The sequence below is a fragment of the Dyadobacter sp. CY347 genome (assembly GCF_021502655.1).
Lineage (GTDB): Bacteria > Bacteroidota > Bacteroidia > Cytophagales > Spirosomataceae > Dyadobacter.
Genome location: NZ_JAKFFT010000004.1, coordinates 985,004 through 1,009,018 on the forward strand (window position 1 = coordinate 985,004; position 24,015 = coordinate 1,009,018).

Annotated in this window: 22 protein-coding genes and 1 riboswitch; of the genes, 13 read left to right on the forward strand and 9 right to left on the reverse strand. The window is 44.9% G+C overall.

The genetic code is table 11. The features are described 5' to 3' along the window. The first annotated feature begins 46 nt into the window (after window positions 1–46). The 3 genes from L0659_RS12250 (at window position 47) to L0659_RS12260 (ending at window position 3,614) form a co-directional block, all read left to right on the forward strand. The gene (locus L0659_RS12250) at window positions 47–1,474 is read left to right on the forward strand and encodes a sulfatase (protein ID WP_235126320.1); all 1,428 of its coding nucleotides are present in this window, start codon (window positions 47–49) and stop codon (window positions 1,472–1,474) included. A gap of 403 nt (window positions 1,475–1,877) precedes the next feature. Continuing rightward, a riboswitch (SAM riboswitch) is annotated at window positions 1,878–1,971 on the forward strand. Window positions 1,972–2,140: 169 nt separating this feature from the next. After that, a complete protein-coding gene (locus tag L0659_RS12255) occupies window positions 2,141–3,319 on the forward strand; it encodes a cysteine desulfurase family protein (RefSeq protein ID WP_235126321.1) in 1,179 nt (392 codons plus the stop codon). Between the two features lie 43 nt (window positions 3,320–3,362). Then, a complete protein-coding gene (locus tag L0659_RS12260) occupies window positions 3,363–3,614 on the forward strand; it encodes a hypothetical protein (protein WP_235126322.1) in 252 nt (83 codons plus the stop codon). Between the two features lie 66 nt (window positions 3,615–3,680). Here L0659_RS12260 and L0659_RS12265 read toward each other — a convergent pair whose 3' ends face one another. Then, entirely contained in the window at window positions 3,681–4,628 is a 948-nt protein-coding gene (locus L0659_RS12265; RefSeq protein WP_235126324.1) for an EamA family transporter, read from the reverse strand. 267 nt (window positions 4,629–4,895) lie between these two features. Here L0659_RS12265 and L0659_RS12270 point away from each other — a divergent pair, with 267 nt between their 5' ends. Genes L0659_RS12270 through L0659_RS12280 form a run of 3 tightly spaced genes read left to right on the forward strand, consistent with a single transcriptional unit; the run spans window position 4,896 to window position 8,605 of the window. Further along, window positions 4,896–6,797, forward strand: coding sequence for a UbiA family prenyltransferase (locus L0659_RS12270; RefSeq protein ID WP_235126326.1), 1,902 nt, complete (start codon window positions 4,896–4,898; stop codon window positions 6,795–6,797). Then, window positions 6,790–7,485 (forward strand): methyltransferase domain-containing protein, encoded by a 696-nt coding sequence (locus L0659_RS12275; RefSeq protein ID WP_235126327.1) that lies wholly within the window; start codon window positions 6,790–6,792, stop codon window positions 7,483–7,485. Before L0659_RS12270 ends, L0659_RS12275 begins: the two co-directional genes overlap by 8 nt. Further along, window positions 7,469–8,605 (forward strand): NAD(P)/FAD-dependent oxidoreductase, encoded by a 1,137-nt coding sequence (locus L0659_RS12280; protein ID WP_235126328.1) that lies wholly within the window; start codon window positions 7,469–7,471, stop codon window positions 8,603–8,605. The genes L0659_RS12275 and L0659_RS12280 overlap by 17 nt, the downstream gene beginning before the upstream one ends. Here L0659_RS12280 and L0659_RS12285 read toward each other — a convergent pair. The 6 genes from L0659_RS12285 to L0659_RS12310 form a co-directional block, all read right to left on the reverse strand. Beyond that, window positions 8,582–9,307: a lycopene cyclase domain-containing protein gene (locus L0659_RS12285; protein WP_235126329.1), complete on the reverse strand. Its 726-nt coding sequence runs from the start codon at window positions 9,305–9,307 to the stop codon at window positions 8,582–8,584. The two genes, L0659_RS12280 and L0659_RS12285, sit on opposite strands and share 24 nt — an antisense overlap. After that, window positions 9,304–9,777, reverse strand: coding sequence for a sterol desaturase family protein (locus L0659_RS12290; protein WP_235126330.1), 474 nt, complete (start codon window positions 9,775–9,777; stop codon window positions 9,304–9,306). Before L0659_RS12290 ends, L0659_RS12285 begins: the two co-directional genes overlap by 4 nt. Window positions 9,778–9,815: 38 nt before the next feature. Further along, entirely contained in the window at window positions 9,816–10,337 is a 522-nt protein-coding gene (gene idi / locus L0659_RS12295; protein ID WP_235126331.1) for an isopentenyl-diphosphate Delta-isomerase, read from the reverse strand. 69 nt (window positions 10,338–10,406) lie between these two features. Further along, window positions 10,407–11,243, reverse strand: coding sequence for a squalene/phytoene synthase family protein (locus L0659_RS12300; RefSeq protein WP_235126332.1), 837 nt, complete (start codon window positions 11,241–11,243; stop codon window positions 10,407–10,409). Window positions 11,244–11,246: 3 nt separating this feature from the next. Continuing rightward, a complete protein-coding gene (locus tag L0659_RS12305) occupies window positions 11,247–12,749 on the reverse strand; it encodes an NAD(P)/FAD-dependent oxidoreductase (protein ID WP_235126334.1) in 1,503 nt (500 codons plus the stop codon). Then, window positions 12,742–13,638: a MerR family transcriptional regulator gene (locus L0659_RS12310; protein ID WP_235126335.1), complete on the reverse strand. Its 897-nt coding sequence runs from the start codon at window positions 13,636–13,638 to the stop codon at window positions 12,742–12,744. The genes L0659_RS12305 and L0659_RS12310 overlap by 8 nt, the downstream gene beginning before the upstream one ends. A 130-nt stretch (window positions 13,639–13,768) precedes the next feature. Here L0659_RS12310 and L0659_RS12315 point away from each other — a divergent pair, with 130 nt between their 5' ends. The 6 genes from L0659_RS12315 to L0659_RS12340 all read left to right on the forward strand — a co-directional run bounded on the left by L0659_RS12315 (window position 13,769) and on the right by L0659_RS12340 (window position 21,152). Then, window positions 13,769–14,587, forward strand: a complete 819-nt coding sequence (locus L0659_RS12315; RefSeq protein ID WP_235126337.1) for a LexA family transcriptional regulator — start codon at window positions 13,769–13,771, stop codon at window positions 14,585–14,587. 382 nt (window positions 14,588–14,969) lie between these two features. Continuing rightward, window positions 14,970–17,060 carry a choice-of-anchor A family protein gene (locus tag L0659_RS12320; protein WP_235126338.1) on the forward strand — a complete coding sequence of 697 codons (2,091 nt, stop codon included), beginning with the start codon at window positions 14,970–14,972 and terminating at the stop codon, window positions 17,058–17,060. A 210-nt stretch (window positions 17,061–17,270) separates the two neighbouring features. Further along, complete coding sequence (locus tag L0659_RS12325) at window positions 17,271–17,708, forward strand: DKNYY domain-containing protein (protein ID WP_235126340.1); 438 nt, start codon at window positions 17,271–17,273, stop codon at window positions 17,706–17,708. Between the two features lie 143 nt (window positions 17,709–17,851). Further along, entirely contained in the window at window positions 17,852–18,985 is a 1,134-nt protein-coding gene (locus L0659_RS12330; RefSeq protein WP_235126342.1) for a hypothetical protein, read from the forward strand. A gap of 296 nt (window positions 18,986–19,281) precedes the next feature. Then, window positions 19,282–19,995 carry a T9SS type A sorting domain-containing protein gene (locus tag L0659_RS12335; RefSeq protein WP_235126343.1) on the forward strand — a complete coding sequence of 238 codons (714 nt, stop codon included), beginning with the start codon at window positions 19,282–19,284 and terminating at the stop codon, window positions 19,993–19,995. Window positions 19,996–20,015: 20 nt separating this feature from the next. Then, entirely contained in the window at window positions 20,016–21,152 is a 1,137-nt protein-coding gene (locus L0659_RS12340) for an FAD-dependent monooxygenase (RefSeq protein ID WP_235126344.1), read from the forward strand. Window positions 21,153–21,244: 92 nt separating this feature from the next. Here L0659_RS12340 and L0659_RS12345 read toward each other — a convergent pair whose 3' ends face one another. Both L0659_RS12345 and L0659_RS12350 read right to left on the reverse strand, forming a co-directional pair. After that, window positions 21,245–22,396, reverse strand: a complete 1,152-nt coding sequence (locus L0659_RS12345; RefSeq protein WP_235126345.1) for a glycosyltransferase — start codon at window positions 22,394–22,396, stop codon at window positions 21,245–21,247. Window positions 22,397–22,400: 4 nt separating this feature from the next. Then, window positions 22,401–23,420 (reverse strand): lysylphosphatidylglycerol synthase transmembrane domain-containing protein, encoded by a 1,020-nt coding sequence (locus L0659_RS12350; protein WP_235126346.1) that lies wholly within the window; start codon window positions 23,418–23,420, stop codon window positions 22,401–22,403. 7 nt (window positions 23,421–23,427) lie between these two features. On the opposite strand from L0659_RS12350, the gene ruvC reads away from it, so the two are divergent. Then, window positions 23,428–24,012, forward strand: a complete 585-nt coding sequence (gene ruvC / locus L0659_RS12355; RefSeq protein WP_235126347.1) for a crossover junction endodeoxyribonuclease RuvC — start codon at window positions 23,428–23,430, stop codon at window positions 24,010–24,012. The last annotated feature ends 3 nt before the right edge of the window (window positions 24,013–24,015 follow it).

Genomic DNA, 24,015 nt, shown 5'->3' on the forward strand with positions numbered 1-24,015 from the left:
TTGATGCCCCGGCAGTGACAGAGGGGAAGGAATAAACATTTAACTGATGATAAGAAGATACTTGGTTTCTGCATTGCTTGTCTGCTCATTTTCTGGGATCATTGTTCAAAAAAGTTATTCTGCGGAAGATGAAAAAGGTAGGGCAGTGAAAAAGTTAAATGTCCTTTTTATTGCTGTTGATGATTTAAACACCGATTTGGGCTGCTATGGAAACAAATTCGTCAAAACACCCAACATTGACCGCCTCGCGCGACGCGGAGTAAAGTTTGACAAGGCTTACACTCAATTCCCGCTGTGCAGCCCGAGCCGCTCGTCGCTGCTAACCGGCCAAAGGCCGGATGTTACCCAGATTTACGAATTACAAACACACTTCCGAAAGACTTTGCCGAACGTGGTCACATTGTCGCAACTGTTCAAGAACAACGATTATTACAGTGCTCGTGTTGGAAAAATCTACCATTATGGCGTTCCCGGGCAGATCGGCACGGATGGACTGGATGATCCTATCTCCTGGAACCATAAAATTAATCCAAAAGGGCGCGACAAAACCGAAGAATCCTTAGTCAAAAACCTGACCCCGGACCGCGGCTTGGGAAGTGCCTTGGCCTGGCATGCGAGTGCGGGAACGGACGAAGAGCAGACCGATGGAATGGTGGCGAGTGAGGCCATTAAATTATTAAAAGAAAAAAAGAACGAGCCGTTTTTTCTGGCGGTCGGTTTTTATCGCCCGCACTCACCATATGTAGCGCCAAAGAAATATTTTGACCAATATCCACTGGCATCCATTCCGCTTCCCAAAGAAGTTAAAAATGACCTTGACGACATTCCCGAAGCTGCGCTTTTTACCAAACCTGCGCATTGGGGCCTGTCCGTGGCGCAACGAAAAGAGGCTTTACGCGCTTACTATGCAACAGTTTCATTCATGGATGCGCAAGTTGGAAGGGTCCTGGACGAACTCGACCGGTTGAAACTGACCAACAAAACGATCATTGTTTTGTGGAGTGATCACGGGTATAATGTTGGCCAGCATGGTCAGTGGATGAAGCAGAGCCTTTTTGAAAATTCAGCCCACGTTCCTTTAATCATATCTGTGCCGGGCGGAACAAAGGGCGGCGCTTCCGGCAGAACGGTAGAGTTATTGGATATTTACCCAACATTAGCAGAACTCTGCGGCCTTACTCCTCCACAGAAACTAGGTGGCAAAAGCCTCACACCGCTGCTGAAAAACCCGGATGCGATCTGGGACAAAGCTGCATATACGCAAGTCCGCCGCAACCAAATCTTCGGCCGGAGCGTAAGAACCGAACGCTTCCGTTATACAGAATGGGACGGAGGGAAGGCTGGGGTCGAATTATACGACCACCAAACAGACCCCAACGAATTCAAAAACCTGGCAAAAGAAAGCACGTACATTATCACAGTAAATGAACTGGCCATGCTCTTGCAGAAGGGCTATCCCGAAGCCAGGCCCTGAATTTCCAAGATGAATCATTCCCAGGATTGCATCCTGAATCTTTAATTCCCAGGATTAAAATCCTGGGCCAGAATATCTGCATCCCTTGACAGGGATTTTTAGCCAGAGCGATATTTTATCCCAACATCCCAATAGCAAATCCCCATCAGGGGATCTTTTATCATAACCTCGGAATTCATTCCGAGGAGGCGAGCGATGAGACGAGCGCGATGAGAGGAGCGCGCTGAGACAGGAGAGGGATGGGAGCGATGAGCGAGCAGAGTGATGAGCGAGCAGAGTGATGAGCGCGATAAGAGATAGAATTGAAAGAAAAAATGGGGATAAATCTTATCTCAAAACAAAATTCTTTCCTCCCGCTTGCATTCTTAAAATCTTTATTCAATCTTTGTCTATCGAATTAGTAGATTTATAAAGAAGGAAGGGAGAGGTTAGGCTCTATGATCTTCTGGCAACCTATGACTTTTTAAGGTGCCCCAACCTAATTCTAATGATAAATCTGAGAATCCAACCACCGGAGTAAACAGAGTAAAATCGAGTTAATGAAAGCCAAAGGCTTGCCCATGAATGTTCGTTACAATTCCCGTTTGGCGGAATTGTGGCGATTAATCAGGCAGGTTACGGTATTTGAAATCGACGAACTAATAAAAATTAAACACTAAGATCAACATGGAAATTTACTGCGATAATGCCGCAACAACTGCACTGGATCCGGAAGTGATTGAAGCAATCCTCCCATTTTTTACCGCCAGCTTTGGCAATCCCTCTTCGACCCATTGGGCCGGACGGAAAGTCAAAGATGCCGTTGATGATGCCCGGAAAACGGTTGCGAGCGTTTTAAATGCATCTGCGGAAGAAATTTATTTCACGTCCGGCGCAACGGAGGCCATCAACCTTGCAATCTCCGGAGCCATTGAAACATATGACATTAACCATGTTGTGACGAGCAAAATCGAGCATAAGGCCGTTTTGCAAACCATTCTGCAACACGAAAAAACAGGCGATATCGAAACAAGCTTTGTGAAGCTGGACGAGCGCGGCAATGTTGACCTTTACCATCTTGAAAATCTTTTGAGGGCCAACCCGCAGACATTGATTTGTCTGATGCATGGCAATAATGAAATTGGAAATCTGACGGATATCCAGGCGATCAGTAAACTTGCTCAACGTTATGATTCTATTTTTTTTACGGACACCACCCAGACAATCGGGAAGCAATGGATCGACCTGACCCAGACGCCTATCGATTTTCTGGTGGGTTCCGCCCACAAGTTCCACGGACCAAAAGGAGTCGGATTTATTTACATTAATAAAAAACAACGCATTAAAGCGCAGATTTTTGGCGGCGGCCAGGAAAAGGGCCAGCGCGGTGGAACAGAGAATGTTACGGGCATAGTAGGACTGGCAAAAGCGCTGGAAGTGGCTTATCGCGACCTGGACAGCAACCATAGCACAGTTTGCAAATTGAAGCAATATACGGTTTCAAAACTTGCGATCAGCGGCATAGAGGGTATCTGTTATAACGGCGAAAGTCACTCGCTTGAAAACAGCCTGGTGAATATTTTGAATGTGTCATTTCCCTGCCTGGCTGCGGGAAGTCTGGTAAAAAGCCTTGATAGTCTGGGTATTGCAGTTTCCGGTGGCAGCGCTTGTTCGAGCCAGGGCAGCTCGCATGTGATCAGCGCGCTTCCCTGTCAAAAGGATAAGGAAAATGTCCGTTTGTCATTCAGTAAGTTCAACACATTCGACGAGATCGATCACATTGTGCAGGCTATTGTGAGCATTTATAATGCTGATCCCGTTTCGCGTAATAGCCAGTCGCGCTTTCATTATGAATTAACGCATTGAAACTTTCGTTTCAGAACTATTAGCCAGAAAAAACTACATTAAAATGAGCAAAATCTTTTTCCTCAAAATCATTTACAGAAGTGCAGTAAGCCTTCACAAGATCACATCGATTGTAGAATCGTTCAACGGCGCCAGGATCAAACACCTCAATTTTATCAGCAAAGGACGAGTATTCGTAGGCGTCATCGCGTTCGAAGCTTCACAGCTCATTGATTTTGAGAGAATATTAAGCCTGATCAAAAGAAACAAGGACATTTCAGAGGTCGAACAGATTACGGAAGCCTCATTATGTTAAAAACATAAGTTCATATCCCTTCTCTCAGATTCGCGATTTAAGCGCAACGCATTATACCGGACTTGGTTAAACCGCCGACGCGATCGGTTTGGGCTTGCGATAGTTACGAAGGTTAATCAAAAGTACGCTGCCAAGGATGATGACCAGTCCGACGATTTGCAGCACGGAAATAGATTCTTTGGCAAAAAATACGCCCAAAAGAACGGCAACGACAGGATTGACATACGCATAGGTGCTGACCTTGGTGGCAGGCTGGACTTTCAAGAGCCAGACATATGCACCAAAACCGGCTATTGATCCAAAAATGATTAAGTATATCGCTGATAGCCAGGCTTCCAAAGGAATGGTTGCCAGGTTTAGCGTGTCCAGTTCACCGGCAATAATACTGCCCGGAAGGAAAGCAAAGCCTGCGGCCAGCATTTGCCACGTGGAATTTACAGTTGCCGAGTCTGTGCCGGATTTATATTTGGAAAACAATGAGCCGCCGGCCCACGCCATAGAGCCAAAAACGACCAGCGCCATCGCAAACAAATCGCGCGAGCTGTTCATTGATGACATCGATATCATGATTTTTTCACTGAACAACAGCACAACACCTGCGAAACCGATCAAAAGCCCTACAATCGTCGATTTGTTGCTGAGGTTTTCAGACCATTTCGGTTTGTCGAGCACGATAAACCAGAGGGGAGAAGAAGAAATCATGATGGCGACCATGGCGCTGGGGAGGAATTGTTCGACCCAGATTACAACCCCGTTTCCAATAAAAAGCAGTAAAAGTCCGGTAATGATCGCAGGCTTGATCGCTTTGGCAGAAAATACATTTTCACCCTGCAAAAGACTCCATGCCAGCATAATAAGTCCGGCGGTAAGGAAGCGGAATGCGCCCAGGAAAAAGGGTGGAAAACCTTCCAACGCGCGTTGAATAAAGAAATAAGTGGATCCCCATACGATGTAAACGGTGGCAAAAGCCAATACCACCATAAGGGTGGACGGTGCTTTACTTTGTGCTTGCATGATCTTTATTTTTCTGACTAATTGTTATTATCCTCTAACGGTTTCCAAAACAATGACCGTTATGAAATTCAATTTACTGAGTAATATAATGTGTATAATTCATTGAAAGCATATATTTTGACTAACGTGAATTGAGAAACATTAGTTAACCACCAAAAAGCTTCAATCAACTTCCGTTTTCGCGAATCAATTTTCTTCTTAAATTAGGCCATGGGCATCGATGGCAATACAATTAAACTTCTGCGAATTCCTTTTTCTTTTTTTCTGATGCCGTTGTTTCTACTTGCTTACAGTCAGGCAGATACGGTTATGCATCACCACGCGCTTCTCGCTTTTTTAATCATTCATTTGCTGATTTATCCTGCCAGTAATGGTTATAACAGTTACGTAGACCGGGATGAAGACAGCATTGGCGGACTGGAAAAGCCTCCTATGCCCACGGCCGGGCTGTTTTATCTTACCATATTTCTGGATTTTACCGCGTTCGTTTTGGCGTTCTCGTTCGTAAATACATTGTTTGCTTTTTGCCTCTTGCTTTACATTGCTGCGTCGCGGGCTTATAGTTCACGGCAAATCCGGTTGAAGAAATATCCGGTGATCGGCTTTCTGACCGTTGTGATTTTTCAGGGCGCTTTTACCTATTATATGTCCATTGCGGGTATTTCAGAAGGTGCGTTGAAGTTGAGTAGGGAGCATATTTATGTCCTTTTGGCCTGTTCTTTTCAGATTGCCGGCGCCTATCCGCTTACGCAGGTTTACCAGCACCAGCAGGACCTGAAAGACGGCGTGGTGACATTAAGTTACAAGCTCGGTTACAGGGGCACATTTCTGTTTACGGCGCTGATGTTTTTGCTGTGCAATGTGTTTTATTATTTGTACTTTACATCGAAAGGCCTTGGAATGGTTTTTTACATTATCCAGGTGTTCTTTATGCCAATTGTGGCTTATTTCTGCTACTGGTTTTACCTGGTCTGGAAGGATAGGAGCGAGGCGAATTTTAAGAATACCATGCGGATGAACTGGATAGCCGCCGTCTGCATGAACAGTTGTTTCATTATTTTAATTGTAATTAACAGAATCCCTTTGAGTTATATATCTGCTATTGAGACAGCCGTTCCCGAACATTGTTACCCGCAGGAAACGTTGACTTCATTCTATATGAAATCAACCGATGACATTACCAATCAGAGAAAGATCAAGATCGTAGCAGGAAAAACGGGCATAGAAAATCGTTATTCTGTGATCGCAGACTTTGATAAAGATCCGGAAGATTATCAGTTCTTCAACAAAACGGCCACATTACTTCCCGAACCGACATTGACACAGCGCATGCAGCTCTATCAGCAGCATGCCACGAGATTGTCAAGAAGCGCTATTGAGAAACTTCAAGGTTTTGCTGAGTTCAAGAATACATTAACGCATCTGATAACGGTCACATGCACGGGCCTTTTCGCGCCAGGGCTTGATGTGGAGCTTATGCGGGAACTGGATCTAAACCCTGCCATACAACGGAGCAGCGTGAATTTTATGGGCTGTAATGCAGCGATTATTGCGCTCAAAAATGCCGATGCGATTTGCAGAAGCCAGCCCGGCGCCAAAGTGCTGATCGTTTGCACAGAACTATGCACATTACATTTCCAAAAGCGATATAATGATGATTACCTGCTTTCAAACCTCATTTTCGGAGATGGCGCGGCGGCAGTTCTGGTGACTGCTGAGCCGGGATCACATTATGCCCATAACGTTGAAATTGACGCATTTAACTCTTTGATCCTGCACAACGGATACGACGATATGGCGTGGCAATTATCGGAAACCGGGTTTATCATGAACTTGTCTTCATATGTGCCTGACCTGATCCGGAAAAATATAAAACCAATGATGGCCAGGATCGGACTTACTGCGGAAGCGTTCAAGCATTGGGCCGTTCATCCGGGCGGAAAACGCATTGTGGACGATTTCGCGGCTGCTTTGGAGCTTGATAGGTGCCATTTGGCAGCAACTTATAATGTGCTCAAAAATTACGGAAACATGTCGTCGCCAACCGTTTTGTTTGTTTTAAAGGAAGTCCTTGAAAAGGCGAAGGCGGAAAATATGGGCAACCGGATCTTTGCAGCAGCATTCGGACCCGGATTGAGCATTGAAACGATGCAGCTGCGTTATGTTTAAATTCCGCAGCCATGAAAAGGAACTGCTTGATCAGGAAGAGATTCCCTCAACGGATCTTTTTCTGAATTTAAGAGAACTTGATTTCATTAACCATTGGCTGGGCGGATATAACATTTCTTTTAATGCGCTAAAAAAGGTTATTAAGCCCGTAAAATCCCACATTCTCGTGGATATTGGTTGCGGTGGCGGTGATACATTGAAACGCATTGACCATTGGAATAAAAAGGCAGGATATAAGCTCGACTTATACGGCGTCGACATTAAGCCCGTATGCATTGCCTATGCAAAGGAAAATCTCAAAACCGCACCGGTTAAGCTGATTTGTGATGATTACCGGCACATTTTCAACCATTTAAAACAGGTCGACATTATTCACGCCTGCCTGTTTTGCCATCATTTATCAGAAAATCAACTCATTGAGCTTGTGCGTTTTGCGCTGGAAAATAAGTCTGTTCTGATTGTTAATGATCTTGAAAGAAATCCTTTGGCTTATTATGCCATCAAATGGCTCACTAAGCTCTTTTCTAAATCTTATCTGGTTAAAAATGATGCTCCGTTGTCCGTTTTACGTGGGTTTAAAAAGACCGAATGGTTATCCATTCTCAACAAAGCGGGTGCAGTTAATTATTCAGTGCGCAACAAATGGGCATTCAGGCATGAAGTGATCGTTTATGGAAACGCAGGTTAAAAAGTACGATTGCGGCATTATTGGAGGCGGCCTCGCCGGCCTGTGCCTGGCTATCCAGCTTGCGGACAGGGGTGTTTCGGTTGTCTTATTTGAAAAAAATCAATACCCGTTTCATAAAGTTTGCGGCGAATACATTTCCATGGAAAGCTGGGATTTTATCAAAAGTCTTGGCTTGAACCTTGACCAGCTCAATCTGCCTATCATTAACAAGCTCGGGATCAGCTCGGAAAAGGGTTTTATGCTCGAACATAACCTGCAAATGGGCGGTTTTGGGATCAGCAGGTTCAGCCTGGATCATGCGCTCTCACGCATTGCGATAGCTAAGGGAGTTGTGATCCTCGAACATTGCCGGGTAAATGGAATGGAAGATCTTGGTAATGAAGGTTTTATAGTTAAATCCGCGCTTGGGGATTATAATGTGAGCATCCTTTGCGGGAGTTACGGGAAATATACCCCGCAGTTCCTGGCGCGAAATCCGGCTGAGACTGTGAATGAAAGCGGTAACTATATTGGTGTAAAATATCACATTAAAACCGATCTGGCACCAAACCGCATCGAGCTGCACAACTTTAAAGATGGCTATTGCGGAATTTCAAAAGTGGATCAGGATTGGCATTGTCTGTGTTATTTGACCACGTCCCGGAATTTGCAGGATAATGGAAAGGATATCAAGGCCATGGAGGCAAATGTGCTGCACAAAAATCCATTTCTCAAATCGTACTTCACTGAGGCTGAATTTATTAACAAAGCCCCATTAGTAATTAGCAACATTCATTTTTCCAAAAAACAAACACAGACAGACGGCGTTTTTCTCCTTGGCGACGCCGCTGGTTCCATTACGCCCCTGTGCGGAAATGGCATGAGTATGGGTATCCGCGCTTCAAAAATGCTGGCGACCGAACTGATCCGCTATTTTGAGCAAAAGCAAAGTATAGACGAAGTTTCGGCTCATTATCAAAAAGCCTGGAACCACGCATTCGCGCGGCGCATAACGGCTGGCTATTATTTGCAGGGACTGTTCGGGAAAAGAAATACTACTGATCTGGCGCTCAGAACTTTGAATAAATTTCCAGGAGCCTTGAACAAACTCGTTTCCTTAACGCACGGAGACCGGTTCTAACTTTTCTTTTTCCGGAACCGGATATTTGGAAAGCAGATATTCAAATATGAACGTGTTCAGGAGCAGCATCAACATTCCGTAAAAAATGTCTTCAAATGGGATTGTAAAGATCCTGAGACCAATGATTTCTGCACTATTATACCAAACAACAGGTTCATCCAGCCCCGATCCCGTCAAAATGCCGTTTACGATGAAGAAAGGGACCAGTAAAAACATGTGCGAAAAATAGAACAGGCTAAGCCAGCGCGGTTTCGCGATAAATTTAAGGAATAGTAAAAATCCCACGAGACCAACTGCCGTCCAGGAAGTATAGTATCGATCAAAATAAGTTATGCCTAACGCAAATGTGAAGCACACAAAAATGGCCGTAATCAGGTTTTCATTCTTGATTTTGTAATCTGTTCCAAAATAGATCCGAAAGCAATAATACGTGAAAAGACAGGCGTAGGGAATGCAGATGAAAAAGAGAATTTCTTCAATGGGAAGCCCAAAAAGGTAAGTGCCGACCAGGTATTTCGGTGTAAAGCCCCAAACGCCAATTTTAGTAAAATAGCTGTCCCAGATCACAAAAGGGACTAGTGACAGCATGATGGCCGGCCACAGCAGATGCCACCTTTTGTAAAGCTGGATTTTGGGATGAAAAGAAAAAATCAACGGAACGGCAATCGCTCCAAGATCGACGAGCAGATACAGGAAATTCATTTGGATGCCGTGTTTTTTGCATCTCTGAAATATTTCAATGGCACCCAAAGCATACCAAAACATTCACCCTGATGCTTTCCAAGATGCTTATGGTGCATTTTATGGGCGCGGCGGATTGCTTTCAGATAAACCGATTCTGTATTTCGGAACATCTTAAAGCGCTGATGGATAAAGATATCATGCACCAAAAAATACGTAAACCCATAAAGCGTAATGCCCAGTCCGATCCAGAAAAAGAAATTAAATCCTTGATTCACACCAAACAAAATGCATAAGATGCCGGGCGTGGCGAAAATGGCAAAGAAATAATCATTTTTCTCGAAAAAATCACCGTCATCACGCTGGTGATGATCGTGGTGCAAAAACCACAATGCGCCGTGCATCAAGTATTTATGTGCAAGCCACGCTACACATTCCATGCCTATAAATGCGGCCAGTACGATCAATGTATTTTGTATCCAGGGACTCATTGCAATTTAAGCTGTCAGCTTCCGGCGTTTGCCATTGGCTATTGTTTTGGTTTTATTTTCTCGGCTACTTCGGCGAAGCAAATCTTGAACCATTCGGTGTAAGCCTCCGGGTTCTGCTGCATATCTGCCTTGATATCAGCCAGTTTCATATATTTAAAATCATTTGCCTCACTCACATTAATGTTCGGTACGGCATCGGAAATGCCCCAAAAAACATGGTCGAGCTCATTTTCTGTCAGGCCGTTTTCGAGGCTTACGCGATATTGGAATGTAAAAAGAAATTGCAGATCCGCAGTAATGCCCATCTCTTCCGAAAGCCTTCTTACCGCTCCATGATGCGCGGATTCGGCAGGGAGCGGATGGCTGCAACATGTATTTGACCAAAGGCCTTCTGAATGATATTTTCCAAAAGCGCGCTGCTGCAAAAGCATTTCACCTTTTGAATTCAATATAAAAACGGAGAATGCGCGATGCAGGACGCCTTTTTGATGCGCTTCCAACTTTGGCATCAAGCCAATTTCCATATCATCTTCATTCACCAGCACAACTTGATCAGTCATAAAATCGGGTTTTAGGTTCACGGCAAACAGTTCAATGTTCAGCTCCTTTGTTTAACTAACAAAAAAACGTCATAAAAGGTCGAACTGATGCCTTACCAACGAACGAAACATGAGTCCCACCTTATCATGGTCGGGAATCCTGATCCGCGCATTCATTACTTTTTCTGGTGGGGTTTCTTTTATCCGCAGGAAAAGTTTTTTGTAATAATAATATGCAAGATAAACGCCTCGTCTTGCGCCGCTTGGCAACTGCTTGATGCCGATCAGCGCCTGCTCAAATTCTTCTTCAATTTCCTGCTGGATCTTCTCTTTTTCTTTGCTCGAAAAATGGTCAAAATTTACGCCCGGGAAATACGTCCGGCCTAGGTCCACGTAGTCCGCTTTGAGGTCACGGAGGAAATTCACTTTTTGAAATGCAGAACCTAGCTTCATAGCGAACGGTTTAAGCTCGTCGAATTGCTGTTGATTGCCTTCTGTAAAAACCCGCAGGCACATTAGCCCCACCACTTCCGCAGAGCCAAGAATGTATTCGTTATAGGAATCCGCGGTGTACTCCGTTTTCATCAGGTCCATTTCCATGCTCTTCAAAAACGTGTCAATCAGCTCCCATTCAATCTTATAAGTGTGTACGACGTGCTGGAAGCTGTTCAGGATCGGGTTAATGCTGATCCTGTCGCGAAGCGCTTCCACGGTGTCCTGCCGGATCTTGTTCATCATGAATTCCTTATTGTAGTCATGAAAACTGTCCACGATCTCATCGGCAAGCCTTACAAAGCCATAAATGCCGTAAATCGGTGCCCGCAATGCTGGTTTGAGAAAATAAATGCCCAGCGAAAACGACGTACTATATAACTGGGTGGTTGTTTTGCTGCATGACGCCGAAAGGTTGTCGAATAAGCTCTTCATGACTTACTTGTTTAGGTATTTTTGAAGTTCAGTAGCTGCAATGCGGCCCGAAATGATCGATGGAGGAACGCCCGGCCCCGGAACCGTAAGCTGACCAGCGTAAAAGAGGTTTTTTACCTTGCTGCTCCTGAGTTTAGGTTTGAATATAGCAGTCTGCATCAGCGTGTTAGCAAGTCCGTAGGCATTTCCCTTGTAAGCATTATAATCACTTATAAAATCCGAAACCGAGTAGCTTTTCTTGTAAACCACGTGCGACCTGATATCCTCACCCGCAAATTTTTCAAGCCTATCCATAAGTACGTCAAAATACTTTTCCCGGATCGAATCAGGGTCGTCGAGATCGATGGCAATAGGCATTAATACGAACAGATTCTCGCTTCCCTCAGGCGCAACCGACGGGTCTGTTTTGGAAGGACAGCAAACATAGAACAGCGGACGCTCAGGCCATTTTTTGTCTTGATATATCTCAACAGCGTGCTGATCGAAGTGTTCGTCGAAAAATAAATTGTGGTGTCTGAGCTTCTCAATTTTCTTATTCACGCCCAGATAAAATAGCAGACAGGATGGGGCAAAGGTGCGGTTTTCCCAATATGCTTCATCATAGGTGCGATGGTCTTTACCCAGCAACTCCTGTTCAATGTGATGATAATCAGCACTTCCGATCACCGCGTCCGTCCTGATGCTCTTGTTGTTGGTATGTAAATGACTGATGACGTCCGAATTGACTTCCAGCTTTTCAATGTTCTGGCATGTCAAAAAATTAACACCGGCATTTTCGGCAATTTGCTTGAAAGACTCCGCAACTTTTCCGAAACCGCCCATTGGATAAAATGTGCCTTGTTTAAGGCCTGCAAAGTTCATCAGACTGTACAGGGCAGGTGTGTCCTTGGGCATTGCACCCAGGAACAGGACCGGAAATTCAATCAATGCGAGCAGCCTTGGATCTTTGAAATAACGGCGGACATGCTTGCTGAATGACGTGAAAAGTTGAAGTTTGAGCGCGTCTTTAAATAATTTCAGACTAAAAAATTCGGTAACTGAATGTCCTGGCTTGTAAACCATATCATTCATCCCGACCGTATATTTGAATTCCCCTTCTGCAATAAATTTCCGGAGCTTGTCTGCGCTTCCGGTTTCAATGGTCTCGAAAAGATCGCAAACCGCATCGAAATCGGCCGGAATGTCCATTACCTCATTCTCAAAAATAACCGCGAAGCCGGGATCCAGTTTTTTCAGTTCGTAAAAATCGGCGGTTGTTTTTCCAAAAAGGGCGAAGAAGCTATCATAAACATCCGGCATCCAATACCAGCTCGGCCCCATGTCGAAAAGAAAGCCGTCTTGTGAGAAGGTTCTTGCACGGCCGCCTATGCCGCAATTTTTTTCAAAAACAGTGACCTCATTTCCACTTTCGGCCAGCACAGCGGCGGCTGCCAGCCCTGCGAAACCTGCGCCGATGACTGCGACTTCATGTGATTTTCCAGATTTGGGTAGGCGTCCGTTATGCATTGGTAGCGTTAAGAATGTCAGTCAGATTTTCAATTGTTTCTATTAAGGTAACTCCTTTTTTAGCCGCAATTTTCTTTGTTTTTTCACTCCCCCCGGAGACGCAGACGTTTAGCTGAGGAAACTCCGCTTTCAGGTCTACCAGGAGTGTTTCTATTTGATTATCAAAATGATTACGGACGAAAAAAGAGTAAGCGTGCGTAGGCTTGCAGCCTGAAATAACTGTGGAAAGATCTCTAAACGGAACCCGTGCGCCCAGATAAATCACTTCTTTTCCCAGTTGCTTTATCATATAGTATGCAAAAAGCAGGCCGATTTCATGGTCCTCTTCCTCATTCAAAAAAAGGATCCATTTCTGGTCCGAATTCTCCGCCAGGGGCAATGCGTCGATGGCCGCGAACAGTTTTTGCCGGATCAGGTTTGATAAAAAGTGTTCTTGTGACGGAAGCAGATCACCCTTTACCCACATTAAGCCCGTACGGACCAGGAGCGGATACAGGATTTTGGTGTAGGTCTTTTTTAAACCAAACCTTTTTACGGCATTTGCAAACAGCTCGTCGAAAAGCGCAACATTAAAAGCCGTGATCCCAACCAGAGCCTGATTAATGATCGCCTCCACATGCATATCCCCCTGAAACGAATCCTGGACCACCTTTTCAATTTCGATAGCCATTTCCGACTTGGAAAGCTGGCCGATCTTTGAAATCTTCATCCCTCTGTCCAGCAACGTGCAGACATTCAGCAACTTCTTGACGTCATCGTCATTGTAAGACCGGATATTCGTATCGGACCTGTCCGGTTCAAGCAAGCCGTAACGTTGCTCCCACATGCGAATTGTGTGCGCCTTCATGTTGCTGATCCGTTCCAGGTCTTTAATGGAATATGACGACATTTTGTTTAACGTTTTTCAAAAATAGTTAAACAAAATTATTTTAGCCATAATTTGTAGGAAAATAAAAAAATGCTGCTACTTTTGATATTATTAATATCATATGATTGATTTACAAAATATCATTCACGTTATGAGAAATCAGGAGATTTATTGGCCGGTGAATATCAGATTCCTTCGTTCACGCCTGAAACTGAGCCAGGAGGCGCTTGCGGAGCGTTTGGGAATTACCAGGGTCAAATTGAATGCGCATGAAAGTGGCCGAACCGCCAATCCAACGATTGACGACCTGATCCATTTTTCCGAGTTTTTCAGAATGAGCATTGACAGCCTGCTCAAAATTGACCTCAGCAAGCTATCGGAGCAGAAAGTGAAAGACCTGGAAGAAGGCAGCGAGCTCTTTATGAAAGGTGATAACATTCGCGTGCTTGCTATCACGGTGGACCGCGAGGAGAAAGAGAACGTTGAATATGTCCCTGTGCAGGCCAAAGCAGGATACCGCTCGGGTTACAGCGATCCGGAGTTTCTGGCGACGCTTCCGAGGTTCAGTTTGCCTACGCTCCCTAAAAACGGCACATTCAGGATGTTCCCGACCATTGGAGATTCCATGTTGCCCGTTCCCGAGGGAAGTGATATCATTACAAAATACGTACAGGACTGGACTACGATCCGGCCGGAGACACCATGTATCGTCATTTTGAAAGGGGATCAGGATTTTGTGTTCAAACAGGTGACTATTAATAAGGATGGGACCATGTTGCTGCAATCTTTTAACAAGCAATATTTTGCTTACACTGTGCCTCTATCGGAAGTTATAGAGCTTTGGGAGTATTACAGTTTCCATAGTAAGCAGCTTCCTGAACCGCAGACAGACATGCAGCAGCTGATGAAAATGTTGCAGGAAATGCAGAATGAGATCAAAGAAATAAAAGGACGGCCGGGCTCCAAATAATTGGATAATGTACATACGTCATCAGGATATCGGTAGCGGTGCGGAAAAGTTCATATCGGAATTTTTATAATGTTAAAATGTCGATAAAACCGTTCGTTCACCGGATAATGTAGAAATACTGTTTGATAAAAGGCTTTGTGAGGCATATTTCAGGCATTAGGTTGTAGAATAAGTGCGTTATTTGTGAATAACTAAATAGCATTTTGATCCGATTTAGTTATTTGGTCTCGTGTGGAGATATGAGCAAAGTGCAATTCGAGAGTTTTGGAAACCCCTGAATTGCCAGAAATCACCCCAAGCATTCGCCGGGTTGTCACAAAAAGAATTACAAAATTTTCGGCGTCGGCTACTTTCGTTGAGTAATTAAAAAAGTAACTCAACAATGTCTGCCAAACTTTTACTCGTAATCCTTCTCGCATCTATTACACTGAATTTGAATGATGCCAGGGCACAAAGCCCAACCGCAGCCGCCAAGAGATTTAACATCTTTGTGAAAGGCGATGCAACTTTTATCTCCAATGAAACAGAAGGACCTGTTGCCATCGGCGGTAATCTGACCACTAATCAATATCAGATTAGTTTTAATAAAAACCACGGAGTGTTTTTTGTAGGCGGTGCGTCCATCGGACTGGCCGTAAGGGGCGGGGTGAAGCTTAATAGCGGAAGCCTGACCATAAACGGTGACAATTATCTGAAAATCGGACAATGTGCACCAACAGACGCCAATGCAGCAACTCCATTGCGTATCTGGTACAAGGATAACAACAATGCCGAATCCACGATCCGGATTACAGGAAGCACGGGAGGTTACAGTGATACGCCAAACATTACAATCAATGCGAATGTAAATACGTGGTCTCCGAAAGTAAGTGATTCTCAGAATCCGATTTGTGAGAATGTTTTTGGAACAGCCAGCAATCAGATCGACATTGACGGGGCTTTTACAACTTTCATGAAGCGCTCGAACCAGTTGAGAGACATGAAAGACAACCTGGCTATCCGCGATCAAAACGGGAATATTATCAAGGGAATGGAAACAGGGCCTTACCTGGATCCGTCGCAGATCGGTAACAACCCAAAAATCATTGTTGACCCAAACAAAATCAACGTTTTGACCGTTTCAGCAGCGGTTTGGGATCGAATTGGAAATACGAACATTGAAAACATCCCACAAGGACCACAATTGGGAGATGCGAGTTACACAGGCCCTTTTGCCTTGATCGTCAACATTATCGACTTCCCGACATTTGCAGCACCGAAGGGTAACAACCCCATCATCAACTTCCCAAGCGTAGGCGGATTGTCCGATCCACAAGGAAGCTACGTGATTTACAACTTCCCTGACGCGACTGACAAACTGGTGTTAGGAGGCAACACGCCGATCCATGGAACAATTTTCGCTCCATGCGCGAACCTGATCAAAGAAAACAACGGAAATATCAACGGGCAGATCATTGCAAAAAGCTTTGTACACACCCGCGACGAGGTTCATTTCTGGCCTTTTTTACCTTCCATTCCTGAGCCAGTCGAAAAAGCAATCGAAGTTACGGTTGTATCGAAATGCATCAACAACGCTCCATGGCTTGAATATACCATCACACCGAATTACCCATCAAACGGCGAAACGGCGAAAATTGAATGGATGAATGCTGGTGAAAGCATTATTCAGGAAAACAGTGACTTGCCATTGAAAGGCAGCATTTTATTCCCAGGCGCGGCTGTGGATGCGGACGGAATGGGAATGGCTTGGCCGGGTTGGGAAAAGGACGGTGACAAGTGGGTAGAAGTAGTAGATCGTTATTCATCAATCCTGGAAGAAGGCGCAAAGGTGAGGATAACCGTAACTCCTTGGAAGATCGTAGAAGTCTCATACCCAGCCTCTACACCTGACGGGAAATGTTTCACTAGCCCTCCGCCAACGGGAACATTGCCGGTAACTCTGGCCAGCTTCACAGCAAAAAATGAGAATTGCGATGTTCAATTGAAATGGGCAGTTACGGAAGCTACAAATTTCTCACACTTCGTAGTGGAGCGCTCAACGGATGCAAAAAACTTTACCTCGCTGAACCGCATTAATTACAGCGCGACGCAGGATACATATGCATACAATGACGCACCTTACAGCAGAGAATCAGCTCCTTCGAAATTTTATTACTATCGTCTGCAACAAGTAGATAATGATGAAACGTTTGAATACAGTGCAATCCGCGCCGTTGAAGCCGGGACTTGTGATGCTAGGCTTTCAGTAGATTTCTACCCGAACCCAACACAGGACGAAGTGACGGTAAAAAGTTTCTCGCCGGTTAAAAAATTCGAAATTCTGACACTAAACGGAAAGCGTGTGTATCAGGCAACGCCAACCCAAAATCAAACAGAGCTCAAAGTGAATGTTCAGGCTTTTGCATCGGGCTTATACATTGTGAATGTTGTCAATGCAGAAGGCGCCTATTCGTCCAAGATCCTGAAAAAATAAAATTAGAGTTTATATAGCGTTATGTGATAACGAAAAGGCTGTCTCACTTTGAGGCAGCCTTTTTTTTGCGTCCGGGCTACGCGCTTCGCTTTCTGTTCTTCACAACCTTTCACGACCAATCCCTCAATAGCGCCAGCCGGAAAATCATCGGATTTTGAGGCTATAAACAAAAGCAATACCCTTATTGATTCATCTAACTTTTATGAACAAATGAGATATCTGCTTGGCATATTCCTGGTTATTTGTCTTGTATGGATTTGTTCAAAATGCATTGGATATTCTTATAAAAAAGGAGTTTTCATACCCGGTGCGCTCACACCAGCAGGCTATCATGTGAGAGATCACAGGGTCTATTATTATGGTGGAATAATGAATGATTCGATCAAGGAGCTGATAGATGTCGATGCCGCAACATTTGAGATGGTACGGCTGGACACCGACGTTCCCGGCTATGTAAGCAGTTCCTATTATGCCCGTGATCATAAACAAGTATACTATCGGGGATATACTGTTCCCTGCGCTGACCCTGCCTCGTTCAAAGCGACTGGGCAATATAGTGGCCAGGATAAAAACCATGTTTACGACCAAACACGGGTGCTCCCAAACGATCCGGAGAATGAAAATAAACCCGTTTTCCGCTCACCGTAAATCTCAACCCTTAAATAACTCAACCTCACCTCTGGCTCATTGAATTGCCATCCTCTGAGAATAAATGCAGATCATTAGGCTCAAATAAGGGCATTAACATCAGGCTATGCACATTTACTATCCGAAATAAAACAGATTAAACTATGAAAAACAGGACTCTACACTTACACATTTGGGCTGGAAAGCAACTCTATCGAAAGTTCAAGCCCGCTGTCGTCGCATTTGCGTTCCTATGCGCAGGCCAAAATGCTTTTTCACAAAACGTAGGCATAAATACAAATAACCCAGATCCAAGCGCTTCGCTCGAAGTGGCAGGGGCAGATAAGGGATTGCTTATTCCAAGAATTGCTCTTCAATCGCTTACTGATAACGCGACGATTCCGAATCCGGCGACTGCTTTGCTTATTTATAATACGAATGCGGGGATCGGGAAGAGAGGATTTTTTTACAATTCCGGAACATCTGGCAATCCTGTTTGGAGTGAGGTAGGTGTAGGCACCGCGACATTGACTTTGCCGTTTTCGCAATTAGGCACGAACAGCGGCCCCTTATTTCTTATAAACAACAACGATGCAAATGCGGGAGCAATTGCTATCAGCGGCCTTGCTGCAAACGCTGTTGGTGTAAGGGGAGCAACATTATCAGGAACAGGTGTCGTTGGGCACACAGCCTCCGGTGGAAAGGGTATCACGGCTTCAGCAGCAAATGTAAATGGAACTGCACTAGAAGTAAATGGTAGAGTGCAGATCCACGGTCCAGGGCAAACAATTGGGGCAGGCAAAGTTCTTACTTCTGATGATAATGGGTATGCAACTTGGCAGAATGCTGGTGTTAATGTCGCTTTTTCTGCAAGTGGAATTAAGGGAGGGGGGAGTGAGAAGTTGCCGCCTGGAATTTCAAAGGTTCCTTTTGCAGTGGAGGAGTATGATCTTGGGAATAATTATAGTGATGTAAATGCAGCGAATCATAGCACTTTCACTGCTCCTTTAAATGGGATTTATAGATTTGAAATGGCCCTGAACTTTAATGGGCAAATACAAGATCCGGGATTCAAGGCAGGCTTGGCACTAATTAGAACCAGAAACGGAGCTTCAACTCAAATCTCTGAGCTAGATGTGCAATTTGAAGCCAATGGGATAATTGCCTATTCTAGGACTTGTGAAGCGGTAATTGGGGACCAATTTCATATTAACGTGTACATCTCAAAGGCAGGCGTTGAATTGTTTGTTCAACCCGACGCTAACTATTTTAGTGGCCACTTGGTTGCTAGAAAATAAGACGTTTAACATCAATGACTTCAAATATTTGATGAAATCTTACGCATTGATAAGGCTGCTTCGAATTTAAGTCTGGACAACAATGAGATTACTCGGCTTGACCTACGCATTGTTGATTCACCACATCAAAGTAGTGCTCCAACTTATAAAGTTGCGGTTCCTACTGCCTTTACCGATGAAATTGCGGCATTGCGCAAGGAATTGGAAGGCATGCGGGAGATGGGTAAGCGGTTGGAGTTGCTGGAAGCGAGTGTTAATGGCGGAGCAAATTCCATTACAACTAAAACCGTTGCAAAATGAAGAGAATGATAATTATCATAGGGATGGGTTTTGCCGGAACACTGGCCAACGCCCAATCCATTTCCCCATCCGGCATTTATGGTGCGTCTAACACTTCTGCCGGTGGCGGGGTGAGCGTAACCTGGGTTCTGGGAAGCTTGACGCCACAAGCAATGTCGGCGTTGCCTGTTAAACTTATTGACTTTAAATGTATGCTAACAGATGAACTAGTAGTTTCAGTCACTTGGAGCACTTCCGAGGAAACCAATAGCGACCATTTTGAAATCCAGCACAGCGTGAATGGTAAGTATTGGAGCGAGATTGGGCGGGTGAAGGCTGTTGGTGAGAGCAATGCGACAAGGACTTATTCATTTGAGCACAGCAGCCCGGTGAAGGGTGATAACCTTTACCGGCTGAAAATGGTGGATCAGGATGGGACTTATGCGTATAGCCGAATGCGTAGCGTTCACTATGGAGGGGAAGGTGGCCTGACCTTTCATCCGAATCCGGTTGTGGACAAGCTTTCGATTACTGCCAGGGATTGGTCTTCATTGGAAAATCTGAAAATTATAAATGTATCAGGCGCGAAAGTCGCAGAATTCAATTACTTCCAACTAAGGGATATGCCTGGAAAGGAGATTGATTTTAAAAAATATCCTTCCGGCGTTTACATTATCAGCATTACTAGGAATGATGGAACTGTGCAGTCGGAGAAACTTATCAAAAATTAAGAAACCAACACCTAAACCCCATGCACACAAAGGACATCGCAATCATAGGCGGCGGAATCGCAGGTTTGACCCTGGCCATCTGTCTGAAAGGTTCACGTTTTAAGTGCCATATATTTGAAAAAAAAGAGGAGTTCGAAGAGATTGATGCGGCAATAAGTATATTTCCCAATGCGCTACGTGTGCTGAAACAACTGGGGTTATTGCAGGAAGTGGTAGGAGTAGGAAGCGCTATCACAAGGATTTTTATGAAAACGGATCACGGCAAAATCCTCGCGCAAACGGAGCCACGCTACCAGCTTCCGGCCCTGGGAATGCTGCGGAAGGATTTGTATTCCATTTTACTGCACCACGCTGAGGGAACATTCTATCCTGGTTATGCATTGGACTCGTTTCAAAATATGCCTGACGGAAAGGTCAATCTCAGCTTCACAAATGGTGTATCCAAAATTTTTGATGCATTGATAGGCGCAGATGGGCTTAATTCAGTGGTAAGACAAGGCATTATGGATGATGGAAAACCCGTTTTCCGGGGATACAACATCTGGCGCGGCATCGCAGAGTCCAACTCAGACATTCATTATGCAAGCGAAAGTTATGGAAAAGGAAAACGCGTAGGCATTGTTCCGATCCGAGACGGCCGATACGGCTGGTGGGCCACGATGAATGAAAAGTTTATGGTCGATGATGAGCCGGAAGGGACCAAACCAAAACTGCAAAGGCTGTTCGGTTATTGGCATCATCCCATTTCCGAATTAATTGCAAAAAGTGAATTTATTATCAAGGATAGCATCTCAGACAGGATCCCCGTCAAGGGTTGGACCAAGGGGAATTGCACATTAATAGGCGACGCAGCACACCCGACTACACCCAATCTGGGTCAAGGCGGGTGTCTTGCTATTGAAGGAGCCTACTTGTTAGGAGAAATCATAAGGAAATATGGCATTACGGATACAACGTTTCAACTTTATGAATCGATTCAGTTTCCGCGGGCAAAAGCAATTGTTGAGGATAGCCTGATGTTAGGTAAACTAGGGCAGTTAGAAAATGGCATCGCCGTTTTCCTCAGGAACGCTGCCATGAACATAGCGCCGCCATCCATTACGCTTAAAGTCATTGACAAATATTTTTTACAGGACGTAACGTCAATGAAGATCTGACTTTCAAATTATTTCCGAGTGTGCATTACTGGTGTTGTTTCTCAAGCTCAACTGTTCGTCGCCAAATGCCACTCACAAGGTGGTTTTTTGGTTTAAACCAACTTCCTTCCCTTCCACTCGTACTCCGGCTTCTGCGCTGCCAATCCGAAGAAACACACATAAAAAGGATAAATGATCTGCGTGATCGGAATGTAGAAAATTGATTTCTGCTTTTTAAGAAAAGTCAAAACAGATCCCAGGAAAAGCCATTCAGGTAAGCATTTGGCAGATAACAGGCTAAGGAAAAAGTAGCCGTCCACAAACCCCAACGCAAAGAGCAATCCACTGATTATCAATGAAATGTTACAAGTGAAAATATAAATCGCCAGAATTAGCGGTGTTTTGCTTTGGTAATGTTTCCATTTGCTCGCCCAGCGCTTCCGCTGCCGAAAGAAAGCCTGCCAGTTATCATGCGCCTTTGTGGTAACAATCGCTCTCGGATCTTTGAGAAAATGAACGCTTTTCGGATATCTGGCCGCAATCTTATGCATCAGAAATTCATCGTCTCCCGACGCGATGTGCCGCACGCCTTCAAATCCACCAACTTCTATAAAAGCATTTTTCTCATAAGCCAGATTAGCACCGTTGCACAAAGAAGGATATCCGGCCGCAATGGCACTCGCACCACTGCCGATCAGGCTTGCGAATTCTACGGTTTGCAAATGATCTGTAACGGAATTTTCTTCTGAGAAAGTGACTGGCGCGCTGATCAATTTTGCGTTGGTTGCTGCATAACAAGCAGCAATAGACTGTAACCAGCCCGATTCTACGCGGCAATCGCCGTCTGTGGTTACGATGAGGTTTCCTTTTGCGCGGCCGATGGCTGTTTCGATCGCCCGCTTTTTGGGAGAACTGGTGTCAGTGTCGGGCAATGCGATGAGTTGCAGATTTACTTGTGATTTGGCGGCAAGTCCCTGAACAATGGCGCCGGTCCGGTCAGTGGAATTGTCGTCCATAATGAGGACTTCAAATTGTTCGTGCGGAAAATGTTGTTTGTCCAGATCATTGAGCAAAAAACCAATGTTATCTGCCTCGTTACGCACGGGAACAATGACCGTAATGAAGATTCTTTTATCAAATTTAAAAACACCCGATGGCTTGTTCCGATTCCAGAAAAAGGTAAGAATGAATGTAAAAACCGCATAACTCAAAATGACGAGCCAGAGTAGGGGGATAAGCCAGGAAAGAAGATAATGTTGTGTCATTGAGTTAATTGTGGGAGCTCGAAAATTTCATCTTACTCCATTTATATTTCCAGATCAGGAAAATTCCGATCAGGATGGGTCCGAGTACATTCAGTATCCAGACCAGAAAAGTGGCCGCGATAATCTCTTCTGCGGGCAAATTGTATTGTTTAAAAACGAGTAATGCCGTAAACTCCCTCAATCCCAGATCGCCCAGCACATTGATCGCCGGGATCAGTGTCTTGGCCAAAAAAATCAACGAAACCGCAGAGGCAAGTTCAAATGCAGGAACGGGAAAGTCGAAAAGGGATAAAGCGAGCACAAACTGACTCAAAAACACAGCGTAGCGAAGCCCGCCGTATAATGCAGACAGATACAAATCCCATGCCGAGTAATTGCCAATGATGCGCAGATAGGCATGCGCTTTCTGAAAAACCGGCCTTTTAGGGTGCCAGTCCATGAGTGGCTTCCGGAGCCATACCACCATAATGCCGGAAATGATCACGACAGCAAGCAGCAAATTGATCATTTGTTTGCTTTGCACTGACAGGTCGATTTTCTGCTGCAAATGAAACCAGCCAATCGCACCGGCAACGACGGAGATATAAAATTGAATGCCGTTAGAAACTATTGCTGCCCCAATGGCTTCCAAGCGCCGGTCGGATTTCAATGCGGCCACGCGACCGATTGTGTCGCCGAGCTGAGCCGGGGCCGCCACGCCAAATGCGAGGCCAGTCAATGTTCCCCGAAATGCGTCCCGGAAATTGATATCAACGACTTTTTTAGCAAGCTGCTGCCATTTCAGGCTTTCCAGCGCCCAGTTAACTGGCACAAGAATGAGCATTAAGAAGAGAATCGGGAGGTGATCTAGAACAAGAATATTCTGGAACACAGCGCCTACGTCGCCAATCCCTTTTTGCTCGTTCCGGAAAGTTTTATAGATGTAACTCAGGATCAGGAGCGTGACGATGAGCTTTCCGATCCAGAGCAGGCTTTGCAGTTTTCTTTTTTCTTTGGCAGTAGAGAGTTCCTTATCTTGCACCATGATTAAAATGCAGCAAACCGACGCTACCGAAAAAGTGATTATTGGAGTGGATCCCGGCACCCAGGTGATGGGTTACGGGGTGATTTCGGTGAAAGGCCAGCACATTACTTTGGTTCAATATGGTGTGATTCATTTAAGCAAATATAGTACGCATGAATTGAAGTTAAAGAAAATCTTTGAGCGCATCACCCAGCTAATTGAGGATTATCTGCCCGATGAAATGGCCATTGAAGATCCTTTTTACGGCAAGAACCCGCAATCCATGCTCAAACTCGGCCGCGCCCAGGGTGTAGCGATGGCGGCTGCGCTCGCCAGGGACATTCCAATCGTCGAATATTCTCCTAAAAAGGTGAAGCAATCGGTCACCGGCAGCGGAAGCGCTTCCAAGGAGCAGGTGGCCTATATGCTTGAAAAAATCCTTAATATGGAACTCAGCCGCGAGTTTATGGACGCAACAGATGGCATTGCTATTGCCATTTGCCATCAGTATCACGCCAATTCTCCCGCTTCTGTTTCCTCCGGATCTTCTAAAAAGTCTAAAAAAGGCGGCTGGGGCGCATTTGTTAGTGAAAATCCTGAACGTGTAAAATAACCG

Excerpts from the sequence above, each read along its gene's own strand:
- L0659_RS12315 (WP_235126337.1), top strand. The coding sequence starts at position 13,769 with ATGAGAAATCAGGAGATTTATTGGCCGGTGAATATCAGATTCCTTCGT.
- L0659_RS12260 (WP_235126322.1), top strand. The coding sequence starts at position 3,363 with ATGAGCAAAATCTTTTTCCTCAAAATCATTTACAGAAGTGCAGTAAGC.
- L0659_RS12270 (WP_235126326.1), top strand. The coding sequence starts at position 4,896 with ATGCCGTTGTTTCTACTTGCTTACAGTCAGGCAGATACGGTTATGCAT.
- L0659_RS12280 (WP_235126328.1), top strand. The coding sequence starts at position 7,469 with ATGGAAACGCAGGTTAAAAAGTACGATTGCGGCATTATTGGAGGCGGC.
- L0659_RS12290 (WP_235126330.1), bottom strand. The coding sequence starts at position 9,777 with ATGAGTCCCTGGATACAAAATACATTGATCGTACTGGCCGCATTTATA.
- L0659_RS12250 (WP_235126320.1), top strand. The coding sequence starts at position 47 with ATGATAAGAAGATACTTGGTTTCTGCATTGCTTGTCTGCTCATTTTCT.
- idi (WP_235126331.1), bottom strand. The coding sequence starts at position 10,337 with ATGACTGATCAAGTTGTGCTGGTGAATGAAGATGATATGGAAATTGGC.
- L0659_RS12330 (WP_235126342.1), top strand. The coding sequence starts at position 17,852 with ATGAAAAACAGGACTCTACACTTACACATTTGGGCTGGAAAGCAACTC.
- L0659_RS12265 (WP_235126324.1), bottom strand. The coding sequence starts at position 4,628 with ATGCAAGCACAAAGTAAAGCACCGTCCACCCTTATGGTGGTATTGGCT.
- L0659_RS12275 (WP_235126327.1), top strand. The coding sequence starts at position 6,790 with ATGTTTAAATTCCGCAGCCATGAAAAGGAACTGCTTGATCAGGAAGAG.
- ruvC (WP_235126347.1), top strand. The coding sequence starts at position 23,428 with ATGCAGCAAACCGACGCTACCGAAAAAGTGATTATTGGAGTGGATCCC.
- L0659_RS12300 (WP_235126332.1), bottom strand. The coding sequence starts at position 11,243 with ATGAAGAGCTTATTCGACAACCTTTCGGCGTCATGCAGCAAAACAACC.
- L0659_RS12285 (WP_235126329.1), bottom strand. The coding sequence starts at position 9,307 with ATGAATTTCCTGTATCTGCTCGTCGATCTTGGAGCGATTGCCGTTCCG.
- L0659_RS12345 (WP_235126345.1), bottom strand. The coding sequence starts at position 22,396 with ATGACACAACATTATCTTCTTTCCTGGCTTATCCCCCTACTCTGGCTC.
- L0659_RS12255 (WP_235126321.1), top strand. The coding sequence starts at position 2,141 with ATGGAAATTTACTGCGATAATGCCGCAACAACTGCACTGGATCCGGAA.
- L0659_RS12325 (WP_235126340.1), top strand. The coding sequence starts at position 17,271 with ATGAGATATCTGCTTGGCATATTCCTGGTTATTTGTCTTGTATGGATT.
- L0659_RS12310 (WP_235126335.1), bottom strand. The coding sequence starts at position 13,638 with ATGTCGTCATATTCCATTAAAGACCTGGAACGGATCAGCAACATGAAG.
- L0659_RS12335 (WP_235126343.1), top strand. The coding sequence starts at position 19,282 with ATGAAGAGAATGATAATTATCATAGGGATGGGTTTTGCCGGAACACTG.
- L0659_RS12350 (WP_235126346.1), bottom strand. The coding sequence starts at position 23,420 with ATGGTGCAAGATAAGGAACTCTCTACTGCCAAAGAAAAAAGAAAACTG.
- L0659_RS12340 (WP_235126344.1), top strand. The coding sequence starts at position 20,016 with ATGCACACAAAGGACATCGCAATCATAGGCGGCGGAATCGCAGGTTTG.
- L0659_RS12320 (WP_235126338.1), top strand. The coding sequence starts at position 14,970 with ATGTCTGCCAAACTTTTACTCGTAATCCTTCTCGCATCTATTACACTG.
- L0659_RS12305 (WP_235126334.1), bottom strand. The coding sequence starts at position 12,749 with ATGCATAACGGACGCCTACCCAAATCTGGAAAATCACATGAAGTCGCA.